The organism is Candidatus Nitrohelix vancouverensis (assembly GCA_015698305.1).
Lineage (GTDB): Bacteria > Nitrospinota > Nitrospinia > Nitrospinales > VA-1 > Nitrohelix > Nitrohelix vancouverensis.
The window spans coordinates 748,659-770,274 of the sequence record CP048620.1; the positions used below are offsets into that span (position 1 = coordinate 748,659).

Genomic DNA, 21,616 nt, shown 5'->3' on the forward strand with positions numbered 1-21,616 from the left:
AGAGATCAACAGCAATACTAAACGGCTCTAGCCGCACGCTGGCCCCCTAGCCAAGAGAGTGTTGTAGTACAACACACATCTTGCGGTCGTTCTTAAGTGCTTAATTTTTCAATTTTTCTTTGACCGGTTCTTATTTCTTACGTTTAAGAATTATATATTCCAGTTTCAAATGATTAATGATCCGATACGCCCCTAGATTTTCTAGACACCTTGTATTTTCATTTAGATAATATTTAAACGGATGATTTTTCTTTTCTGGAGGTATTCGAATTTTTGCGAGGAATTTCAATCCATAGGTTTTTATAAACTCACCACCATTTTTTTGATTTAATAGGCCCTTTATTTCTATTGATCTTTTTTGCAAGGTTTTTCATGTTTTCTCTCTTTTGAGTGAATACCTCAGCTAGAAGTTCTTCCATAAGTTCATAGGCATCAAGTATGTCATCAGACGTCACTTGCTTGCCGCTGTGGCTTCCAGCATTACCAAGCCATTTTATTGCAAACAACAGGTCTTGAATCTCTTGGTATTTTCTAGGGAGTAGCTCTATTCTATTGTGCAACGCCAAGTATTTTCGCTTCCCATTAGAAGTTGTAGATTTTTTTATTTTCAAGTAGGTCAGTAGATTTTCGAGGGCAGTGCGCATGTGATTTCCTGAAGACGAATAATCACAAAAAAATAGTGCGAAGGATTTTTCTAATTCATCTTTTACGTTGTCGGGAATTTTCTTTGGGTAATTGAATAGCTTGAGGTTTGGTGAAAAGTACTTTGCGGTAAAAAAATCGACTAGAACATTTTCAGGATTTCCGTCTATGTCATCGACCATATCATGGTCAACACATCCAATTCCGGTATTGGATACTATTTCTTTGCATGATGGGTTTGTGCACTCAAGCAAGCAAGAATATACATAACGAATATCGTTAGGTAACGAGTCATTGTGTAGTTGATAATTACGAGAATGTAGCGTTTGTTCGAAATGAAATGTTTCAGCTTTTATTTTTAATATGCTTTTTCTGCATGTTGGACATTTCCAGTTTAATGATCCGTCAAGCTGAAAGTAGGGATTACATTCTTTTCTATTAATACTCATAATTAATTTTGAAGGTCGTTAACTTCGGCCGTTTGTTGTTAATTGTGGCGAGCATACCATAATTGATTTAAGACAAAGAATTCATTGCAAAAAATATTATAACAATTAAATTATTTCAAAATTAAAGAATATCCTTCGAATTTTAGGTGCAGATGACTCTCAGTTTATGTGTTTCTCTTTGGATGTTTTTAAAGAAAACTGGAAACCGACTTTTGAAAGGCGGCGTGTGGAAGATGGCGGGTACCAATTTTGAGGACTATGAGGCGTAAGGTTCATTGTCGTCGAAAGTATAAAAAAGTTCATGGTGGTTAGTCTGAAATATTTACGAAATATCAGCCATGGAATAACTGGTACTGCGTCCGCCTCCGGGATTTTTGACCAAGATGTCGCGCTTGATAAGATCGTCAATATCGCGGGATGCTGTGTCCTGAGAACATTTTTCCAGTTTTGCCCATTTCGATGAAATCGAGTTTTCCTTTAATCTCCGCATTGGCAAGAATTATTCTCCGCAGAAAATACGGAAAATAATCCATCTAATCTCCCCATTCAAAACGAATAGCTTTTTTAGCGTCATCACGTGATTGTTATTCGCAGTTTTCAACAGCGAAAAAAGAGTCAATAATAGCAAAGCCCTCGGCCTTGTTTTCATTGGACTCAGTTGTGCTTCCTGGGATAAGATTTTTTCGTTCATAGAAGTCTTCACCCCGACCTTGGGCCAACGAATCGAATGGAGCTTTTTTGCTGAACTCTCTCTTATTGAAATTGCGGCAGGTGTTTTTTCCCAATTCGCGTCAATTCTGGGAGGGGCGCTATGCGCTGGGCGGGCATTCGGGGGGTGGGTCTTACGGCTTGCTGGCGGAGTTCAAGGCAGAAATCCTCAACGGCTTCGTCGCGCGTCACGCTATCCAGTCGGTGGTCGAGTTCGGTTGCGGCGACGGCGCTCAATTGTCTCTCGCTGACTATCCAAAGTATACAGGGCTGGACGTGGCGTCGACTGCTGTCTCGCTGTGTTCGGATCGCTTCGCCAACGATCCTTCCAAAAATTTTCTCTTATACGATGCGGATTCCTTCGATCCGGCATCGCTTCGCGCCGATCTGGCTTTGTCGCTGGACGTGATCTATCACCTCGTCGAGGATGCGGTTTACGAGGGCTATCTCGATCATCTGTTCGCGACGGCTGAGCGTTTCGTCATCGTCTATTCGAGCAATCACGACGAGCGCGGGGCCTGGTTCGAGCGTCACATCCGGCATCGTCCGGTGACGCGGGATATTCTTGCGCGCTTCCCGGACTGGCGCTTGTTGGAGGAGATCCCGAACCGCTATCCCTGGAACGGCAACTCGGCGGAGGGTTCCTTTGCCAATTTCTACATCTTCCAAAAATCCGGCGAGGCCAGCGTGACGCTGGACCCGTAAGGCTTAACTTTTCTCTGCTATTCATCCCTTTTGAGCGCAACTGAAAAGTTGCGGCTCACTTCCAGCGGACGAAGTCCGTCTGCCCCCTCACCCAGCCCTCTCCCGCGAGGGGAGAGGGTTATCAAACGCTAAACTCGTATTGCTAGCAAAATATCTAGGCGCAATTGAATAGTTACGGCTCTCTTCCTGCGGGCGTTGCCCGTCTGCCCCCTCACCCAGCCCTCTCCCTCAGGGAGAGGGTTTTCTAAGGCTCAACTCACATTGCTAGCAAAATCTCCAGGCACAATTGAATAGTTACGGCTATCTTCTTGCGGGTGAAACCCGTCGGCTCTTATCCTGCGGGTGAAACCCGCCTAAAGTTTTAAGAAAAACGGTCGTAAAGGGGGATAAGGATAACTGTTCCCTTTAACTTTTTTGGATCATTCGCATGGTAGCGATCATTCAAGGGTCCCCGGTCTTCATCTCCGCCCCAGGCAAGGAGTGCACGGACTGCGAGGACGACCTGCGTCAACAAAAACTCCAGGAAGCGGAGGCGACGCGTGAACGCTCTGTGGTGGATCGGGTCTCTCTTTCTGCCACGGCGCGCAGGCTGGCGGACGATTCAGCGGTTTCGGTTGACGAGGCAGAGGGTGAAAGCGAAGGCAAGCAAGGGTCTTCTCCCCTTTCCACGCCGACGGAAGCGCAGTTGACGGAGGAAGAACGCCAAGTCGTTCAGGAATTGCAGGCGCGCGACCGCGAGGTGCGGGCGCACGAGCAGGCGCACAAGAGCGCGGCGGGTCCCCACGCAACGGGCGGCCCGACCTACACTTACCAGACAGGGCCGGATGGACGCCGCTACGCGGTGGGCGGCGAGGTGCAGATCGATACCTCTCCCGTTCCCAACAATCCTGAAGCGACGATAAGAAAAGCGCAGACCATTCGACGTGCGGCGACGGCTCCGGCAAACCCTTCGGCGCAGGATCGCGCGGTTGCGGCTCAGGCGTCTCGAATGGAAGCGGAGGCGCGTCGCGAGGTTCAGGCGGAACGAGCGGAAGAAAATAACGAACTGCTGGAGGATTCCAATAACGGCGAATTTTCTCCTATTTCAAGCGCGTCTGAAACCAATCCGGTCTCTTCATCGGAAAGCTCTTCCGCTTCGGGAGATGACGGCAATGATCTCTCAAACCCGAAAACACCCACATCGATTGATAATCGATTCAAACCCTTCACTGCCAGCGCCAGCCAGATCACCGGAAGTCTGATCGACATCATCTCCTAACCCGTCGGCGAGGCGCCGAGGCCTTAACGCTCAACTCGCACTGCTAGCAAAATATCTAGGCGCAATTGAATAGTTGCGGCTATCTTCCTGCGGACGATGTCCGCTCCTGCAGGCGAAGCCTGCTCGGCGAGGGGCCGGGGCCGTATGGCTAGTCCCGTATTGCTATCAAGCCTATAGAGCGCACTCGAACTTATCGGCTAACTTCCTGCAGGCGAAGCCTGCCCGGCGAGGCGCCGGGGCCGTATGGCTAGTCCCGTATTGCTATCAAGCCTATTGGGCGCAGTCGAACTTATCTGCTAACTTCCTGCAGGCGAAGCCTGCTCTGTTCTGGCATTTTCATGCGAGATAGGTTAAAAATACATTTATGAGTTTAATAAATAAAGACAACCTGACTTTTATGGCCTCGGTGGAACAATTCTTCCTTTCCGTGCGAAACTCCGGGCTGACCTTATCCGCGACCGATTACGAACTCATCTCCCGATGGGAAGAGCGCGAGGTTCCGCTTCACGTTCTATTCCCGGCGATAGAGAGCGGCATGGAGGAGCACGCGATGAGAAATCCACGCAAGGGCCGCACGCTGTCTTTAACGGCTCTGGCTCCCTATATCGAAGAGGCCATTGAAAGGGCGCGCTATTGAACTCGACTGAAAAGGGCGTTTGCCCCGCCTGCGACGACCGCAAATACACCGTATCTTCCGATGCGCATGGCAGAATGCGCGCCGAGGTTTGCGCTTGCCTGGTCTGCGACAAATGCGACGGGACGGGGCGTTTGTTCTACGAAGACGATCAGGGTCGCTCTTTCGTTAAAAACTGCGAGTGCCTTAATTTTCGCCGCCGGGTCGATTTGTTGAGCCGGGCTGGCTTGCCCAGCAAGTATGCGAAGGTGGAGCTGGAAACCTACCACCCCTTTGACAGCAGTCAAAAAAAGGCTCTGTCCCGAGCCAGGGATTTCCTCGCCGATTTCAAAAAGGGCGGGTCAGATTTCAACCACGGTCTGGTGTTCATGGGCGGGCCGGGCGTCGGCAAAACGCATCTATGCGTCGCCATTGTGAAGAGCCTCATTCTCGACCTGGGCGTATCCTGCAAATTTGTCGATTTCTTCCAGTTGTTCGGCGAAATTCGTCAGGGATACTCCGAGGATCGCGCGGAAAAATCGCTCATCGAGCCGCTGATTCAATCGCGGGTGCTGGTGATCGACGAGTTGGCCAAGGGCCGCCGCCACAGCGAATGGGAGCAGTCCATATTGGATGAATTCATTTCAGCGCGTTACAACGCGGGCAATAAAGTGACGCTCTACACAACCAACTACCTCAACCAGCTTCCCAACGGCAAGAAATCCAAGAAAGACGATCAGCAGGATCGCGTTGATTTTCGCGAACGCGAGTTCCAGCAATCCTTTTCCAAAGAAACCCTGCTGGACCGGGTCGGCGAAAGAATTTATTCGCGGATCACCGAGTCCTCCGATTTCATAGAGATCAAGGGCGAAGATTTTCGCCAGGGCATGCAGGGTTCCTCCCGCCGCATTCGCAAATAGGCGGACGACGTCCGCTGGAAGATTGCCGTAGCGTTTAAATTGCGTTTTAAATATTTCTAGCAGTGCGAGATCAGCCTTAGATATGCAACAACGCCACCCTCACCTGTATCCTCTCCCTGAGGGAGAGGAGCGGACTTCGTCCGCAGGAAGATAGCCGTAGCGTTTAAATTGCGTTCAGAAATGTTGATAGTATTGGGAACTGAGCGTTAGGAATTGGCGTCATTGCGAGGAGCGTTAGCGACGAAGCAATCCAGAGACTTTAATAAAATGCTTAAAGGCGCTGGATCGCCACGCTCCTTAACAGTCGCTCGCGATGACGACCTCAAGAACATACTCATCATTGCGTTTTGAGAGATTGGTAGCAGAGAGGAGTTTAGCGATAGAAAATCCCTCTCCCTGAGGGAGAGGAGCGGACTTCGTCCGCAGGAAGAGAGCCGCAACTTTTCAGTTGCGCCATAAAGGGATAGATAGCAGAAAAAAGTTAAGCGCTAGAAAACCCTCTCCCCTTTGCGGGAGAGGGCTGGGTGAGGGGGCAGGCTGTGCCTGCTTTATAAGTGCCGATAGGTTACGATTGCGCCCAGAGATATTGATAGCAGTCCGAAATCAGCGTTACGGCCTCGGCGCCTCGCCTGGCAGGCTTCGCCTGATGATAAATAGGCTAAACTATTCGACTGCGATTAGAGATATTGACAGCAGTGGAAGGTTCAGCGTAAAGGCCCCGGCGGCCTCGCCGAAGGGATGGATAGCAGTAGGAGTCGAGCGTTAGGAATTGGCGTCGCGCCAAGGGGCGCGGGGAGCGCGCTTTAGAAGCGCAACTCCCCACTTATTCAGGGATTTCTATTTCGTTTCTACCCGACCTTTGGTGGAGGATTAGGAGTTAAACGATCAAGACTTCCCCTGAACTTTATCGGTCTACGGTCTCATGGTTCCAAAACCCATTCGTCCGTCTCTTGATTAGATTGTAGAGGCTCTTTTCTTTTTGCTTTTCGACCGCGGCCCTTGGTGTTTTTCGCAGGCGCAAGATCTGTCGAACTCGCAAAGAAGTCATTCCAGTACCTGTTGCTCAGGGTTTGACTGTTAAGAACCTTTTTTACCTTGCCCTCTTTGTCTTTAATTCTAACTTCAAAGAACATGGCTTACCTCCGGGAGTTAAATGTGCTTCACGTCTCCTTTTCGTGTTTTCGGCCGCACTCCCGATGTACTGGGCAATGATAACGACCGAAACCTCGCTTCATTTTTTGTCCCCGTACTGATATGATGAATGAAAAACCCTGTGGGATTCTCAAATTTACTTCCTATATCCATTTATCGGAGCATTAAATTGAAACAGTTAGTTTTATTTTGCATTTTTTCGTTTTTTTTCTTACTCACCGCCTGTGAGCAGGAATTGAAGGAACATCCCATGCCCATCGCCATGAAACGCCAAATCCAGCAGGAAACAACGGTTTCGGCTCAGGGTCAGGATATTGTCGGTGTCATCACCCTTGATGAGAGACGTGCAAAAGAGGCGCCAGAAAACGCTGTTTTATTTATCGTTGCCCGTCCAGAAGGGGTGACCAGCGGTCCTCCGATTGCGGCGAAACGCTTTTCGCTGGTGAAATTTCCTTTTTCTTTCAGTTTGGGACCGGGCGATGTCATGCGTCCCGGCACTCCTTTTGAAGGGAAGATGACCGTCACCGCGCGATTGGACAGCGACGGCAACGCGCAACCGATGTTTGGCGATTTATTTGGAACCTTGACCGCCCTTCCCGGGGATCAGCAGGTGGAAATCGCTCTCGATCAGGTTTACGTCGCTTCGGAAGAACCCAGCACAACAGTGTACGGCACCGTGAGCCTCGATCCATCAGTAAGCGCGGTGAAAGAAGGAGCGGTTCTGTTTCTATTTGCCCGAGCCGAAGGCGTTCGTCGAGGTCCTCCGATTGCGGCGAAACGGATTCCCGACGCCACTTTTCCTTATGAATTCAGCCTGGGTCAAACGGATACGATGATGCCGAACGCAGTATTCGACGGCAAGCTGAGCATCACCGCGCGCCTGGATAGCGACGGCCTTGCAGGCGCAGGCCCCGACGATCTGGAAGCGGTGATCGAAACTTCAGCCGGTCAAAAAGGGGTCAACATCGTCATCGGGCAGGCTTCGCCTGCAGGAAGTTAGCCGATAGGTTCCGATTGAACCTGACAGGCTTGATAGCAAAAAGGAGTTAAAGCCACCCTCACCTGGCGGGCGACGCCCGCAGGAAGATTGTAGGAACGTTTCGATTGCGCTCAAAAGGGATTAATAGCAGAGAAACGATAAGCTATTACGGGTCCAGCGGCACGCTGGGCGGCAAAGCCACCCTCACCTGTATCCTCTCCCTGAGGGAGAGGAACGGACTTCGTCCGCAGGTAAATAGCCGATAGATTTCGATTGCGCTTAGCGGTATAGATAACAGATCGAGTATCGCAATTGAAAACCCTCTCCCCTTAGGGGAGAGGGCTGGGTGAGGGGCGGGTTTCACCCGCAGGATAATAGCCGTTCAGTTTCATTTGCGCTCAAAAGGGATGAATAGCAGTGCGAGTTCAGCATTAGGAAAGTGGCGGCACGCCACAGGCCCCGGCCCCTGGCCGGGCGGGTTTCACCCGCAGGATGAGAGCCGCGACGTTTCGATTGGGCTCGAAGTGACGTCTTTGCGAGGAGTGTTAGCGACGAAGCAATCCAGTGACTTTCATGAAACGCCTAAAGCCGCTGGATCGCCACGCGCCTTATCAGGCGCTCGCGATGACGGCTCTAATTGCGTTCCAGGCAATAGATAGCAATGCGAGATCAGCGTTAGGAAAGTGGCGCCTCGCCGGGCGGGCAGACAACGTCTGCTGGCAAATAGCCGTTAAGTTTCATTTGCGCTCTATAGGGATGAATAGCAGAGAAACCTTAAGCTATTATGGGTCCAGCGGCACGCTGGGCGGGTTTCACCCGCAGGATGAGAGCCGTAAAGTTTTTTTATTGCGCTCTATAGGGTTGAATAGCAGAGAAAAGTTTAGCGTATGGGCCCCGGCGCCTCGCCGGGCGGGCTACAAGCCGGATATATCGTCGGGAAGGATGGTGGTTGCGTCGGTCTGCGCCGAGGCGATTTGTTCGGCCTTAAGACCTTCCGCCATTTTCAGATTAGCGCCGCGCAGGTCGGCGCCTTCGAAAACTGCATGAAGGCAATCAGCGCGCATCAGATTCGCACCTCTCAGATCGGCGCCTTTCAGGTTGGTCCAGCGCAGGTTGGCGCCGCGCAGATTCGCGCCTTTCATACAGGCCCCCTCCATATCCGCTTTCTTCAGATAGGCGCCGTAGAGATAAGCCCCTTCGAAATTTGCATTTTTGAGTTGAGCGGCCATGAACACGCCGCCTTTCAGGCGCGCCTGCTTCAAATTGGCGGCCTGCCCCTGCGCCCCGCCGGACTGGGCCCATTGCGCGTGAAGTTTAAGCGTTTCCGCCAGTTCTTCCTTGCTGAGTTCGCGCAAGGCGTCGGAGGTATTGGATTCCTGATTCATAAATTATGCAATTGAAGGGTTTGCAGATCGTTTGGGACTTTGGTAAAACTATTCCTGACGAACAGAATTCATATTCAATTAATACAGAGGACTCGACAGCATGCCCGAATTAAAACAGATTGACGTAAACAAAGCCAAAGAATTAATGGATGCCGGGCCGGTCAACGTCGTGGACATCCGCGATCCCGGTTCGTATCAAGCCGGTCATATCCCTTCGGCAGTTAATCTGAGCGACGCAAACGTTGCTGATTATATCGAAAAAACCGACAAGGACAAACCGCTGATTGTCTGTTGTTACCACGGCAACTCCAGCCAGGGCGCGTCCATGTATCTTAGCGAGCAGGGCTTCAAGGAGTCTTACAGCCTGATGGGCGGATTCGAAGTCTGGCAGAGCGCCTTTCCAGAAGAGCAGGAGTCCGGTTACGACGACTGAGCGATGCGCTTACTCTGATTCATACGTCGCCCATCCATTCGCGCCAATCGTCCCCGATCATTCCCTTGTCTTTATAACGGCGCAAGGCGTCGGGGCAGTTACAAGACGCGGCGTTATCTGCCAAATGACGAAAGGCGCTCGCGAGTAGCGCTGGAAAACGCTGGATCGAAGCGTCCACCTGCCCGCGTTCTTCATCCGTCATCATCCCCTCAAACAAAGTTCCCCCTTTAAACTCACGTTCCTTCACGCCTTCGGCGTAATTCGTCAGATAGCAGATGGAGGCGTAACACATTTCCAGTTCCCGCGCCAGAAAGGTCTCCGGCGCCAGGGTCATGCCCACCAGATCGGCGCCTTGCAGGCGGAATTTACGTATCTCGGCGGGCGACTCCAGGCGCGGTCCTTCGGTGCACACATAGACGGCTTGTTCATGATGGACCAAACCCTCCTCGTGCAGAGCGTTGTGCAGGGCTTCCGCAACGGACGGACAAAAGGGATGGCTCTGGCGGATGAATCCCCAGCCGCGATTTTTAAAAAAGGTGCTTTCCCGTCGTCGCGTTTCGTCCAGAATATCGTGCGGGACGACAAAATCGCCCGGCTTGAACTGGGTCGCGATGATGCCGGGGCCGGACCAGGAGACAATGCGTTCGACCGCGCATTCTTTCAGCGCATAGATATTGGCGCGGTAATTGACGAAAGGCGCCGTGAGCGAATAATCGGTCTCGCCATGACGGGACAGAAATAAAAAATCGTGATCGCCCATGCTGAAATGATGGATCGGGGCGCTCTCGCCAAAAGGCGTTTCAATCACCCGGCTCTCGATTTCTTTCCCGAGGGAATGGTTTTGGAGCAGGTGATAGGCCCCGCTTCCGCCTATGATTGCAAATCTGGATTTCATTGTTCGGGAGGATTGCGCCGTTCAAAAATTTGTATCAACTCATTCATTCGGCGTCATCATAGCGGATGGATGCTAAAATAAAAAGACATCTTTAAAGACGCGACCCGCGCTGACAATGCTCCCAGGCCTTTTTACATTGAGTCAAACGCCATGAAACACGAACGACCGCAACATAAAGCAGACGGCAAGACCCGCGCCTTGATCGCTCTATTTGTAGCAGGCGGACTCAGCGTTTTTTTTCTCGACCCGATCGCGCAAAATCCCCTGTGGTCGCAATTCGCCGATCATCGAACTTTATTCGGCATCCCCAACGCGATCGATGTTTTGAGCAATTTTCCTTTTCTGGTGATCGGCGCGATGGGCCTGCGCTTCATCATGAACCTGTCAGAAAAGGATCAGGCTTTTGAATTTTCTATAGAACGCCGGGCGGCGCTTTGTTTTTTTGGCGGCGTGTTTTTAACCGCTTTCGGCTCCGCCTGGTTTCATCTCGATCCCGGCAATGATCGCCTGGTTTGGGACCGTTTGCCGATGACTCTCGCGTTCAGCGGCGTCGTTTGCCTGTTGATAGCGGATCGCACCGACCCGCGAACAGGCGCGTCATTACTGCCGCCTCTCGCTCTGTTGGGAATCTTCAGCGTGATCTGGTGGCGCTGGTCGGAGTCGCAGGGGCAGGGCGATTTGCGTCTTTATTTTTATATCCAGTTCGCGCCCATGTTGATGATCCCGATTTTGCTCACCTTGTTTCCGGCTCGTTATACGAAAAGTTCCGGTTATTTATGGCTGCTTATCTGGTATGCTTTGGCTAAGTATTGTGAAGTGATGGATGCCTCCATTTATGACTCGTCCTCAAACGGGATCAGCGGACACAGCTTGAAACACCTCTTGGCGGCATGCGGCGTTTTACACGTCCTTCACATGCTCCGAACCCGTTCAGCCCTGAAAATCGAGCCGAACAAAAATAATTTACTGTCTCTGTAAAATTATTCGATGCAGGGAACTTATTTTAATGATATAAAATAACTGTTTCTGATAGCAATCAAACAGGCGAGTCATGTCGGGCAAAGATTTAAAAAATATCAAAGCGCTTGTGATCGAAGACGATGAAGCCTCTCAACGTTTGGTCACAAAATATCTGAATATTATTGGAATCACGCACATTGTTGCAGTGCAAAATGGCGAGGAAGCCCTGCAGAAGCTGTATCTCAACACAGTCAATATCATCATCACCGACTGGTGCATGCCTGAGATGAACGGCCTGGATTTCTTCAAGGAAGCGAAACGCCAAAACCTGATCGAAGGCATTCCCGTATTGATGATTTCGGCAGAGAACGAAAAGGAAAAAGTCATCGAAGCGCTCAAAGGGGGCATCCGGGATTATATGGTCAAACCCCTTGAACTGGAACCGTTCAAAGCGAAGGTGTCCAAATTATTAAAGCTGGAATAAAACCCTTTTTACAAGCGCTCTCTGACGCGCGTCAGTCCAGCCCCACCTTTTTCCTCACATCGCGAACGGTTTGCTGAATCACCGCTCCCGCTTTTTCCTTACCCAAGGCTAAAACCCGGTCGATCTCTTTTTCGTCCGCCATCAATTTTTCAAACTCAGCACGAGCCGGACCAAAGGTCTCGTGTATCTTGTCCAGCAAGGCCAGCTTGGCATGTCCAAAACCGATCGAACCCGCGCGGTATTTTTCCGCCAGCGTCTCAACCTCTTCCGACGTCGCAATCAGTTTGTATAGTTGAAACACGTTGCAGGTTTTGGGGTCCATCGGATCGCCCTGGGCCAGCGGCGCGGTGACGATGCTGTTGACCTGCTTCTTCAATTTTTTTTCAGGCGCGAACAGGTCGATGGTATTGGCGTAGCTCTTGCTCATCTTCTGCCCATCCGTACCCGGCACCACCGCCACATCCTCCGGGATCACGCCTTTAGGAACTTTAAAAATCTTGCCGTAGTCGCGATTGAATTTCTCCGCGATCTCCTGACAGATTTCGATATGCTGTTTCTGATCCTTGCCCACAGGAACCACGTCGGCCTGCACGCAAAGAATATCCGCCGCCATTAATACCGGATAATAGAATAAGCCCACCGTCGGGCTGATGCCCTTGGCCTGCTTGTCCTTGAAGGAGTGCGCGTTGGTCAAACGCCCCATTGTGGCGTGGCAACTGAGGATCCAGCTCAGTTCCTGAATTTCGGGAATGTCGGACTGACGATACAAGGTGGTTTTCCCCGCGTCCAGTCCGAATGCGATGTAAGCCGCGACAATCTGCCGTATGTTCTTGCGTAACTCATCGGCTTTCTTGATCGTCGTTAAAGAATGCCAGTCGGCGACAAAAATGAACAACTCATCGCCCTGATCCTGTCGCTTGCGAAACTGCGCAATCGCGCCAAAATAATTGCCTAAATGCAAATCCCCGCTCGGCTGAATTCCGGACAACACGCGAATGGATTTTTGACTCTCCATGAATGAACACTCCATCATTTAAAAATCAAACATCATACACAATTTAATCAGGCTTCGCCAGCAGGCAGACTTCGTCTGCTAAATAAAGGGCAGACATTGTCTGCTGAATAAGGGCCGGAACATATCAATTGCGTTCACAGATGTTCATAGCAGAGTTTGGAAAGTTGTGTCATTGCGAGGAGCCTGTCGCGACGAAGCAATCCAGAGACTTTAATACAATGCTTAAAGGCGCTGGATCGCCACGCTCCTTAGCAGTCGCTCGCGATGACGACCCCAAGAACATACTCATCATTGCGTTTTGAGAGATTGATAGCAGATCAAGTTGAGCGATAGAAAATTCCTCTCCCTGAGGGAGAGGAGCGGACTTCGTCCGCAAGTAAATAGCCGCAACGTTTCGATTGCGCTCAACAGGATTAATAGCAGAGCGGGATGGGCTTTAAATGATCCCTCTCCCTCAGGGAGAGGGCTGGGTGAGGGGGCAGGCGGACTTCGTCCGCTGGAAGAGGGCCGCATTGGTTTTGATTGCGCTCAAAAGGGATAGATAGCAGAGAGAAGTCGAGCGTATAGGTTCCGGCCTCAGGCCGGGCGTTACGGGGCCAGCGGCACGCTGGGCGGGAACGCCACCCTCACCTGTATCCTCTCCCTGAGGGAGAGGAGCGGACTTCGTCCGCAGGAAGTGAGCCGCAACGTTTCGATTGCGCTCAATGGGAATTGATAGCAGAGTGAGATCAGCGTTAAGGCCCCGGCGCCTCGCCGGGCGGCACGCTGGTCAGGCTTTGATATCGAGGATGGTTCCGAGCATTTCATCAGCGGCGCGGACCATGTTGGCGTTCGCCTGGAACGCCGCTTTGGAAACGATCTGGTCCACCATTTCTTCGGCGATATCCACGTTCGACATTTCCAGCACGCCGGACAGGACCGTACCGAATCCGCCATCGCCCGGATTGCCCGCAACTGGCGCGCCCGAGGCCGCCGACTCCGAAAACAGGTTTTCGCCCTGCGCGGTGAGACCTTCAGGATTGTTGAAGCTGGAAAGCTGGATTTGACCGAGGATCTGGTTCTCGCCACCGACTCGCGCCGTGACCTGGCCGTTGGAACCGACGGAAATTTGCGTCGCTCCCGCTGGAATGTTTATTTCCGGCACAAGCGGTTCGCCATTCGGCGTGACCATTCGGCCCTGACCGTCCACGCTGAAATTGCCTGCGCGAGTGAAGCCCGGCGCGCCGTTGGCGCGCGTCACTTGAAAATGTCCGTTGCCGTTGATTGCCAGGTTGAGGGGGTTGCCCGTTTGCTGAAGCGGACCCTGCGAATTGACTTTGCTGACTGCCGAAACGCTGGAACCGCCGTTGCGGTTTTCGACGCTGGCGACTTCGCCTTTTTTGAAACCGGAGGTTTGCAGATTCGCGAGGTTGTTGGAACTGTTTTGCAAGCGTCGCGACGCGACGTTCATTCCAGACAGCGCGTTGAACAATCCGTTAATCATAACCGATTCCTCCTATTGACTAAGCGAAGATAGATACTATTAGCTTAGCATAAGGATATTTTCAATTCTATGCCTTGCGGATTTTGTCGCTTAATCAACGGATTTTCAGCGCGCTTGAGGCGCTGTAAAGGCCGGAAGGACCCGGCGTTTTTATACGGGAATGCTTAAAGTCGTGGAATCGCCCATGGTTTGCAGGGGATAGTCCACCGGCTTCGGCAAGGCGCGGATCAAGGCGATCTCGTCGCAATAGTCGCGGTGCAGGCAGGCTTTGCAATCGTTCCAGACTTTCATTGGCAACTCGTCTTTGGAAATGCGATAGAAGCCGAGTTTTTCGAACAGCGTTGGGATGTAGGTGAAAACAAATATTTTTTCTTCCGGCCCCTGCGTCGCCAACTCCACGCAACGCGATACCAGAGCCGTGCCGATGCCGCGTCGGTAATAGCGCGGGTCCACCGCCAGCGAGCGAATTTCGACCATATTGTTCCAGCCGAATTTGAGACTGCAGGCGCCCACCACCTGGTCGTCCTCGACATAGACGAGGAAGTCCAGCGCCCGGCTTTCGATCTCTTCGTAAGAGCGCGCGAGCATCTGGCCCTTTTCTGCATAAATGCAGATCAGGCTGTGAATGGATACCGCATCAGCGGTGGTTGCGTTTCGGATCATCGTGTTAAATTAACCAGTGGCGGCAAGGATCAGGCGGTTGCCTCCCTCTTCCAATGCATCTGCCAGTCCTTTTGAAGCGAGCAGGATTAAATCGTTGGGCGCTTTCATTTCTGAGTGCGGGAAGGTCGCAATTCCCACGCTGATAGTGGGAAATTCGTAGCCTTTTAAATGCGGATATCGCAACGGACCCAGAGCTGAGCGAACCGTTTCGGCAAATTTTTGCGCGGCTTCCGCATCCGCTCCAGGCAACAGGACAATGAACTCACCTATGTCTATACGAAATACGATACCATAGGATTTACATTTTTCCGTAAGTATTTTAGCGAAATCCTGCAATATTTTTTCGCCTTCCGCCTCGCCGAAGGACTCCAGCAGGCTGAGGAAATAGTCGATATGCAGTTTGAGGCAGGACAGGGGTTTGCCTTGCGTCGTGGCGATTTCGAACTCGCGTTGCAGGGACGGTTCGAGATAGGACGAGGCATAAAGACCGGTTTGCTTGTCTGTCACCGTCTGCTTGCGACGCAGTCGGTCGATGAGCAGGATGTTGCCCATGGCGATGCCGATTTTTTCCGCCATGCGTTCCAGATAGTCGGTGCGCAGGCCGTCGTAGAAATGATTTTCGCGCGCGCTTCCCAGACCGATCACGCCGACGGCTTCGCCGCCCAGAATGATGGGGATGAGCGCCTCGGATTTGATCGCTTCCTTTTCTTCCGCCTCGACGAAAACTTTTGAGTCGCCTTTCACTTCCCCGTGCAATATCGGTTTCAATTCGCCGTTGAATAAATCAGCGGCGGCGTTTTTATCGAAGAAGCGCAAGGTGCCATTGATGCCGCCGGGATAACTTTCCTTCAGTTTGTATTCCATGAAATGATCGGCGCCGTCGGCCAGGTAAATGCGCACGGCGATGATCTCGAAGCGGCGGGTGATTTCCACCTTCAACTGCTCCACCATTTCGTCAAGATGAACCGTGGACAGAATGGCGCGTTCGATCTCATACAAATGCTCGTGAATCTTTTCGTTCGCCTCCGCCACCTCGACAAACCATTCCAGCTTGTTCTTCAGGTGAGCCTTGTCATCGTGCACGCGCTTGATGATGCGGTCGGCGATGCTCAGGGTATTCAAGGGTTCTATCGGCAGATCGCTTTCGTCTATCGCCTTGATTTTTCGAAGCAATTCCGGGTATTCGTTAAAAAATTCGGGGTGTTCATTTATATAGATGGCGATCTGATCCTTGTTCATCCGCATCGTCCTTTGGAAAGGTTTAACGCTAACTCGCGTTCCCGAGGGAACACGGCGAAAATATTCTCCCAAATTAACACATAAGGTCAAATAAATCAATAACTTAATGAATTTTCAAGGGGATTTTACCAGCTCAGACGGGAAGGACTTTTGAAGGGAGGAGTTTTGCTACTATAGCATAAAGAGCCAATAAATCAATCAGTTAATTAATTTGGACTGGTTTTGTCCGGCGGACGCGGAGGGGCCTTGTAGCCGCAACCCTGTTGCGCGCCAAGGAACAGCAACAAGAGAAGGATGATGGGGAGCGTTCGCAGAATTCGTTTCATCGTATCGTGTTTATTTGAGCTTTTTTTCCAGACGCGCGAGTTGTTTTTCGACCTGCTTGCGGGCCGTGCCGCCGTAAACGTTTTTTCGTTCCGCCGAGCCTTCCATCGAAATCAGATCGAAAATATCTTCGCGAATTTTTGGCGACAGTTCTTTCATTTCAGCCAGCGTCAATTGATCCAGCGTTTTCTTCTTCGACAAACACAGGGCCACGGCCTTGCCGGTGATCTCATGCGCTTCGCGGAAGGGGATGTCCTTGAGGACCAGGTAATCCGCCATATCCGTCGCGGTGAGGAAACCGCTCGCCTCAAGCGTCGCCAAAGGAATGCGTTTGAATTTTGCCGTCTTCAACGCGAGGTTGATCAGAGCCAGCGAGTGGCCGACGGTGTCCGCCGTATCGAACAAGGGTTCCTTGTCCTCCTGCAGATCGCGGTTGTAGGCCATCGGCAGGGACTTCATCATCGACAGCAGGGACACCAGATTGCCGTAGACGCGACCGGTCTTGCCGCGGATCAACTCCGCTGAATCCGGGTTCTTCTTCTGCGGCATGATACTGCTACCCGTCGAGAAGGCGTCGGACAGTTCGATGAAATTGAATTCGCTGGTCGACCACAGGATGATCTCTTCGCACAGGCGGCTCAGATGCATCATGATGATCGAAGAGGCCGCGCAAAACTCGATCATGAAATCGCGATCGCTCACCGCGTCCATGCTGTTATGCGTCATCGCCGGGAAGTCCAGCAATTTCGCGGTGTAGGAGCGGTCGATAGGAAAATTGGTTCCGGCGAGCGCGGCGGAGCCCAGGGGCATCACGTTGATACGCGCCAGCGCGTCTTGCATGCGGTCGCGGTCGCGCTGGAACATTTCCACATAAGCGAGCAGGTGATGCGACAGATGCACGGGCTGGGCGCGTTGCATATGCGTGTATCCCGGCATGATGTAGTCGATATGCTTGCGCGCCAGCTTGACCAGGGTCTTGCAGAATTGATCGGCGAGACGAATGATATGCTGAGTTTCATCGCGCAGATACAGGCGCACATCCAGACAGACCTGATCGTTTCGACTGCGCGCCGTATGCAGTTTGCCCGCAACAGGGCCGATCAACTGGGTCAGACGGTGTTCGATATTCATGTGAATGTCTTCGAGCTTGTCGTCGCACTCGAACACGCCGTCTTCAAATTCTTTCAGGATCTGAGCCAGGCCCTTGCGGATCTTCGCCGACTCCGACGATTTGATGATTCCGCATTTCGCCAGCATTTTGCAATGCGCGATACTGCCCTGAATATCGTAAGCGTACAAGCGTTGATCGTAGGAAATGGAAGCGGAGAATTGCTCCATCAAAGTGTCGGTGGACTGATTGAATCGTCCGCCCCATAATTTCTTCATGCACCGTCTCGCTGAAATTCAAACCTGCGACGCCTGCGCCCCGCCTGTGTTGATGTTATATAAAGTTGATAGCCTGGCTCAAGCCGCCGAGGACTGCGCCGGCGTTTCGTCGCGCCATTTATCTTTTTTAACGATGTTCACATGCGTTCCCAGCGGAACCATTTTCGCCAGGAAGTGCAGGTACCATTCCTGAATATTCGGGCACCCGGCGCTGCCGTTGCGCCAGTCAAAATTTTTCTTGTAGAATTCGTTGACCCGGTTCACGTTGACGCCGTGAATGCCGTAACTTCCCGGACCTTGATCGCTCATTTTTTTTAATCCGAGCCACCAGTGGCCGATCTCATGATCTTCGTCGCCAAAGGGGATGGCCCGCACCCGCGTGCGCCCGTCTTTCAATTCCTTTTTATACCAGGTCGGCTTGTACACTTTATTTTTGATGGCGTATTCGCCCAGAGGCGTCTCCTCGCCCTTGCGCCCGAAGATCGCGCGGATCTCCAGAATCTCCTCGTTATCGTAATAAATGCGAAGCGCTCCCGTCTCCACCACACCCAGCAAATACCATAGTTTCGGATCGTTCAAATAACTGGCGATTTCGCGCCCGTCAAACTGCAGGCTGGTGCGGTCGCTGGTCGAAACATAACGCGCGCGCGGGTCGCCATAAACCTGCTTGACGATGTACTTTAGATTTTCCGTCACCTGGTTGTTGAGAATCATATCCTCAACCACCTGACTGAGTTCCATATTATGCTGTTGCGTTTCCTCCAGACGCGCGCTCGCCTGTTGCAATTCTTGCGCGGCCTCCTGAAGACTCGCCTGAATTTCTTCCAGCCGCTCCTTGGAAACCAGCCCCACCTGATTGAGATTGTTGTAGAACGCCATGTCCACATCGCGCCGCGTCTCCGAGCTCAGCACAAAGTGATAGCTGAAGGCGCCCAGCGCCGCGACCGCCGCCAGACCCGCGAATGCAAACTTCACCGCGCTCTTGACGTTGCTGGACAAGCGATAACGCGCCACTTCCATTTTGACGCGTTTGTCTTTTTCCTGAAGCGGATCGAATTGCGCGTATTGAAATTTCTCGAACAGACGCGCTTCGAGTCGTGAATGACGCGAGCGGGCGTTGCGCAATTTTTCGATGATAGTGTTGAGATTCTCGCGCGTGTTCTTGTCGTACGCGCCGCGCGGGTTCTTATTGCAGATCAGGTTGTATTCCGCAATCTGCAGAACGTTGAGTTTATCGTCTGACAGCATGGATCGTTATCCCTATCGTCTGCGATTCGATCATCCCACCCTCTTGAATTTGAAGCGGTCGCTCCAACGCAGCCAAACCCGCTTCTTCGCCTGTTCCGGGCGGACGATATTGCATTGACCGTCAACGCGCGCGCCTTTTTGCAAAAACAGATTGGGGGCGATGAGATCGCCTTCCATGCGCGCGCTCGATGCGACTTCCAGCCGCTTCGCACAACGCACCGTCCCGCGCACGAATCCGCGACACACCACCAGGGGCGCGGTCACGTCGCCAAAGGCTTCGCCGCCGGATTCGATAATGACTTCATCATCCGACACCACCCTGCCCGCGACCCGGCCTTCCACTCTGATTTTACCGCGATTGAACAACGGACCGGAAAGGGTTTCTCCGCGCGGCGCAAGAATGCCTATCTCCACCGAATTCCATAATTTCAATAATTTCTTTTCGGGACGCGTGCAAGACGCTTGCTCGGTTTTTAATTTATCAATGATCCCGAGCAATTCATCGCGCTCAGTCTCGCGATAATATCCTTTGGGATCGGCAAGAGATAAAACGCGAAACTCCCGGGTAGTCAGGACGGACACATTCAATTCTAGCATTGCGGCAGGTCTTATAGATTAAAGTTGCTGGCGATTTTTCGAATCTTGTTTGGGAAACCCGGTTTCCCGGTTTTCTGCAGATAGGAAATGATGTCCCGGTTGCTCGAAGCCAGAGTCGGGCAATTGACATTTTTGGCGATGATGTTTTCCGCAACGCTGGCGATGCGATTGGTCAGGGACCGGTCCTTGTCGAAGAACAGCGCGCCGCGATTGTTGGTGATGTTGATGATCTTGTGATTCGGCACCATGCCCACCAGATTCAATCGGTCCTTGAAGGTCTCGAGTTGATCGAGCGTGTCGAGATAATCGCGAATACGGTCCAGACACGGCCCGATGGCTTTTGAATCCTGACAGCGATTGAACAGGATTCCCAGTTTTTTATTTTTCAGCGAATCTTCCACCGCTTCCAGTCCGCGCGAGGCCACCAGTCGATTCACAAAGGCCTTGTCCAGTCCGGTGAGTTTTCCCGCTTTGAAATCGCGGTAAAAGTCTTCGTAATAATCGATGAAGGAATGGAGCGCGTCAATACTGCCGTTGATGGCGATGTTGTTGCTCATGTCAAACACGAACAAGGCCTGGTCGATGGAATTCATCAGGGACGACAAGTGATTGACCCCGCCCGCCGGCGTGTCCAGAATGACGTAATGAAACTGATCGAACAGACCGTCCAGCGCTTCCAGAAAAAGAGCCAGAAAGGCCGGTTCGTTGATGCGCTTGCGATGATTGCGTTTGCCAAGAATAGGAATTTCTCCGCCGACGATGGAAAACTGGAACTCTTCGACGTAATTAATATATTCCTTTATAAGGGGCTTGGAATTGGCGTCGTATTTGTCCAGCACTGCGCGGAATTCGGTCAAATCGATATCCGTCAGCAAAGGCCGCAAGGACTCCAGATCTTCCAGCGTGTGCACGTCGCCCCGACTCAAAAACAATTCGTGCATCTGATTGCCAAATTCAAAGTCGGAGAAATTGAACAGGTCGGTATTCAGATTGTTGTACAAGGAAAAACTCTTGGCCAACTGACGATTGCCCGGCTCCAGCTGGCCGGTCAGGTGCGCTTGAAACGCCGTCACAATGCGGTACAGCGTGCGCATGAAATCGACCTGATAGGTTTTGTTCGCCAGCGTTTCAAACAAATCGTAAAAGGTCTTGGCGGGATGGCTCTCCAGCAAACTGGAGATCGTCGGCAAACGCAAGTCCAGGTCGACCAGGCACACGCGATTGTCCGGCGTGGTCTTTCCCAGAATGCTGGTCAGCGCCGCCGCCGTGTTGATGGACAAAGTCGTCTTGCCGATGCCGCCCTTGGGGCCTATGATTGAAACGATTCCCATTCAGTTTTCCTTTTCCTGTTTGCCCGGTCGCCCAATGACCAGGGTGATCTCGCCCTTCCAGTTGCGTTCGTTCTCAGCCAGCTCGGTCAGCGTGCCGCGCACGGTCTCTTCGTGCAGTTTGGTCAACTCGCGCGTTACCGTCGCGGGTCGGTCGCCCAGATGTTCGCTCAAATCCTTCAATGTTTTTTGGATGCGCTTGGGCGATTCGAATAACACGATGGCCCGCTTTTCCTGCGCCAGCTCCTGCAATAACTTCTGCCGACCTTTTTTCCTTGGCAGGAATCCTTCAAAAATAAATCGGTCCACCGGCAGGCCGGAAACGGTCAGAGCCGCCAGTATCGAGGATGGGCCGGGAAGCGATTGCAGGCGTATCCCCTCTTCCACCGCCAATCGCGCTATGTGATACAAAGGATCGGAAATACCCGGCGTGCCCGCATCGGACACCAGAGCCAGGTTTCGACCCGACTTCATGAACTCAACAAATTGCGCGCTCTTCTTCTCTTTATTGAAACTGTTGTAACTCGAAAGCGCGGTCTTGATTCCATAATGATTTAATAGAACTCGCGTCCGGCGGGTGTCCTCTGCGGCTACGAGATCCGCTTGATTCAACAACTCTACCGCTCGGTAGGTGATATCGCCCAGATTCCCGATGGGCGTGGCTACGATGAATAATTCGCCTCTTTGGGCTTCTTCGATCACAGCCTTGGACATCCTTTTTCTATTTTAATGAAAAACTTCAAAATTTCA

Annotated in this window: 21 protein-coding genes; 8 read left to right on the forward strand and 13 right to left on the reverse strand. The window is 51.9% G+C overall.

Going from position 1 to position 21,616, the window contains the following annotated elements:
• Positions 1-308: 308 nt before the first annotated feature.
• Positions 309-1,091, reverse strand: a complete 783-nt coding sequence (locus G3M78_03675; protein ID QPJ64540.1) for a DUF4145 domain-containing protein — start codon at positions 1,089-1,091, stop codon at positions 309-311.
• A gap of 738 nt (positions 1,092-1,829) precedes the next feature.
• Between G3M78_03675 and G3M78_03680 the strand changes: the two genes are divergently transcribed.
• The 4 genes from G3M78_03680 (at position 1,830) to G3M78_03695 (ending at position 5,295) form a co-directional block, all read left to right on the forward strand.
• Positions 1,830-2,504, forward strand: a complete 675-nt coding sequence (locus tag G3M78_03680) for a class I SAM-dependent methyltransferase (GenBank protein QPJ64541.1) — start codon at positions 1,830-1,832, stop codon at positions 2,502-2,504.
• A gap of 427 nt (positions 2,505-2,931) precedes the next feature.
• Entirely contained in the window at positions 2,932-3,762 is an 831-nt protein-coding gene (locus tag G3M78_03685; GenBank protein QPJ64542.1) for a catalase, read from the forward strand.
• A 364-nt stretch (positions 3,763-4,126) separates the two neighbouring features.
• Positions 4,127-4,399, forward strand: coding sequence for a hypothetical protein (locus G3M78_03690; GenBank protein ID QPJ64543.1), 273 nt, complete (start codon positions 4,127-4,129; stop codon positions 4,397-4,399).
• Between the two features lie 74 nt (positions 4,400-4,473).
• Positions 4,474-5,295, forward strand: coding sequence for an ATP-binding protein (locus G3M78_03695; protein ID QPJ66758.1), 822 nt, complete (start codon positions 4,474-4,476; stop codon positions 5,293-5,295).
• A gap of 920 nt (positions 5,296-6,215) precedes the next feature.
• On the opposite strand, the gene G3M78_03700 is transcribed toward G3M78_03695, so the two are convergent.
• Entirely contained in the window at positions 6,216-6,428 is a 213-nt protein-coding gene (locus tag G3M78_03700) for a hypothetical protein (GenBank protein ID QPJ64544.1), read from the reverse strand.
• A 188-nt stretch (positions 6,429-6,616) separates the two neighbouring features.
• Here G3M78_03700 and G3M78_03705 point away from each other — a divergent pair, with 188 nt between their 5' ends.
• Entirely contained in the window at positions 6,617-7,447 is an 831-nt protein-coding gene (locus G3M78_03705) for a hypothetical protein (GenBank protein ID QPJ64545.1), read from the forward strand.
• A gap of 893 nt (positions 7,448-8,340) precedes the next feature.
• Here the strand turns inward: G3M78_03705 and G3M78_03710 are convergent.
• Positions 8,341-8,811, reverse strand: a complete 471-nt coding sequence (locus G3M78_03710; GenBank protein ID QPJ64546.1) for a pentapeptide repeat-containing protein — start codon at positions 8,809-8,811, stop codon at positions 8,341-8,343.
• Positions 8,812-8,911: 100 nt separating this feature from the next.
• On the opposite strand from G3M78_03710, the gene glpE reads away from it, so the two are divergent.
• On the forward strand, positions 8,912-9,244 hold the full coding sequence (gene glpE, locus G3M78_03715) for a thiosulfate sulfurtransferase GlpE (protein ID QPJ64547.1): 333 nt from the start codon (positions 8,912-8,914) through the stop codon (positions 9,242-9,244).
• A gap of 19 nt (positions 9,245-9,263) precedes the next feature.
• On the opposite strand, the gene G3M78_03720 is transcribed toward glpE, so the two are convergent.
• Entirely contained in the window at positions 9,264-10,139 is an 876-nt protein-coding gene (locus tag G3M78_03720) for an MTAP family purine nucleoside phosphorylase (protein ID QPJ64548.1), read from the reverse strand.
• A 150-nt stretch (positions 10,140-10,289) separates the two neighbouring features.
• On the opposite strand from G3M78_03720, the gene G3M78_03725 reads away from it, so the two are divergent.
• Both G3M78_03725 and G3M78_03730 read left to right on the forward strand, forming a co-directional pair.
• Positions 10,290-11,117, forward strand: coding sequence for a hypothetical protein (locus G3M78_03725; protein ID QPJ64549.1), 828 nt, complete (start codon positions 10,290-10,292; stop codon positions 11,115-11,117).
• Positions 11,118-11,190: 73 nt separating this feature from the next.
• The gene (locus tag G3M78_03730) at positions 11,191-11,583 is read left to right on the forward strand and encodes a response regulator (GenBank protein QPJ64550.1); all 393 of its coding nucleotides are present in this window, start codon (positions 11,191-11,193) and stop codon (positions 11,581-11,583) included.
• A 31-nt stretch (positions 11,584-11,614) separates the two neighbouring features.
• Here G3M78_03730 and trpS read toward each other — a convergent pair whose 3' ends face one another.
• The 9 genes from trpS to rsmI form a co-directional block, all read right to left on the reverse strand.
• The gene (gene trpS, locus G3M78_03735) at positions 11,615-12,598 is read right to left on the reverse strand and encodes a tryptophan--tRNA ligase (GenBank protein ID QPJ64551.1); all 984 of its coding nucleotides are present in this window, start codon (positions 12,596-12,598) and stop codon (positions 11,615-11,617) included.
• 769 nt (positions 12,599-13,367) lie between these two features.
• On the reverse strand, positions 13,368-14,081 hold the full coding sequence (locus G3M78_03740) for a flagellar hook-basal body complex protein (protein ID QPJ64552.1): 714 nt from the start codon (positions 14,079-14,081) through the stop codon (positions 13,368-13,370).
• A gap of 150 nt (positions 14,082-14,231) precedes the next feature.
• A complete protein-coding gene (locus G3M78_03745) occupies positions 14,232-14,744 on the reverse strand; it encodes an N-acetyltransferase (protein QPJ64553.1) in 513 nt (170 codons plus the stop codon).
• Positions 14,745-14,753: 9 nt separating this feature from the next.
• Positions 14,754-15,983, reverse strand: a complete 1,230-nt coding sequence (locus tag G3M78_03750) for a DUF484 family protein (protein ID QPJ64554.1) — start codon at positions 15,981-15,983, stop codon at positions 14,754-14,756.
• A 336-nt stretch (positions 15,984-16,319) separates the two neighbouring features.
• Positions 16,320-17,693: an argininosuccinate lyase gene (gene argH / locus G3M78_03755; GenBank protein QPJ64555.1), complete on the reverse strand. Its 1,374-nt coding sequence runs from the start codon at positions 17,691-17,693 to the stop codon at positions 16,320-16,322.
• A gap of 78 nt (positions 17,694-17,771) precedes the next feature.
• Positions 17,772-18,941 carry a L,D-transpeptidase gene (locus G3M78_03760; GenBank protein ID QPJ64556.1) on the reverse strand — a complete coding sequence of 390 codons (1,170 nt, stop codon included), beginning with the start codon at positions 18,939-18,941 and terminating at the stop codon, positions 17,772-17,774.
• A 30-nt stretch (positions 18,942-18,971) separates the two neighbouring features.
• Positions 18,972-19,538, reverse strand: coding sequence for a polymer-forming cytoskeletal protein (locus tag G3M78_03765; GenBank protein ID QPJ64557.1), 567 nt, complete (start codon positions 19,536-19,538; stop codon positions 18,972-18,974).
• Positions 19,539-19,549: 11 nt separating this feature from the next.
• The gene (locus G3M78_03770) at positions 19,550-20,869 is read right to left on the reverse strand and encodes a ParA family protein (protein ID QPJ64558.1); all 1,320 of its coding nucleotides are present in this window, start codon (positions 20,867-20,869) and stop codon (positions 19,550-19,552) included.
• Positions 20,870-21,580 (reverse strand): 16S rRNA (cytidine(1402)-2'-O)-methyltransferase, encoded by a 711-nt coding sequence (gene rsmI / locus G3M78_03775; protein ID QPJ64559.1) that lies wholly within the window; start codon positions 21,578-21,580, stop codon positions 20,870-20,872. It abuts the gene before it with no gap.
• Positions 21,581-21,616: the final 36 nt, after the last annotated feature.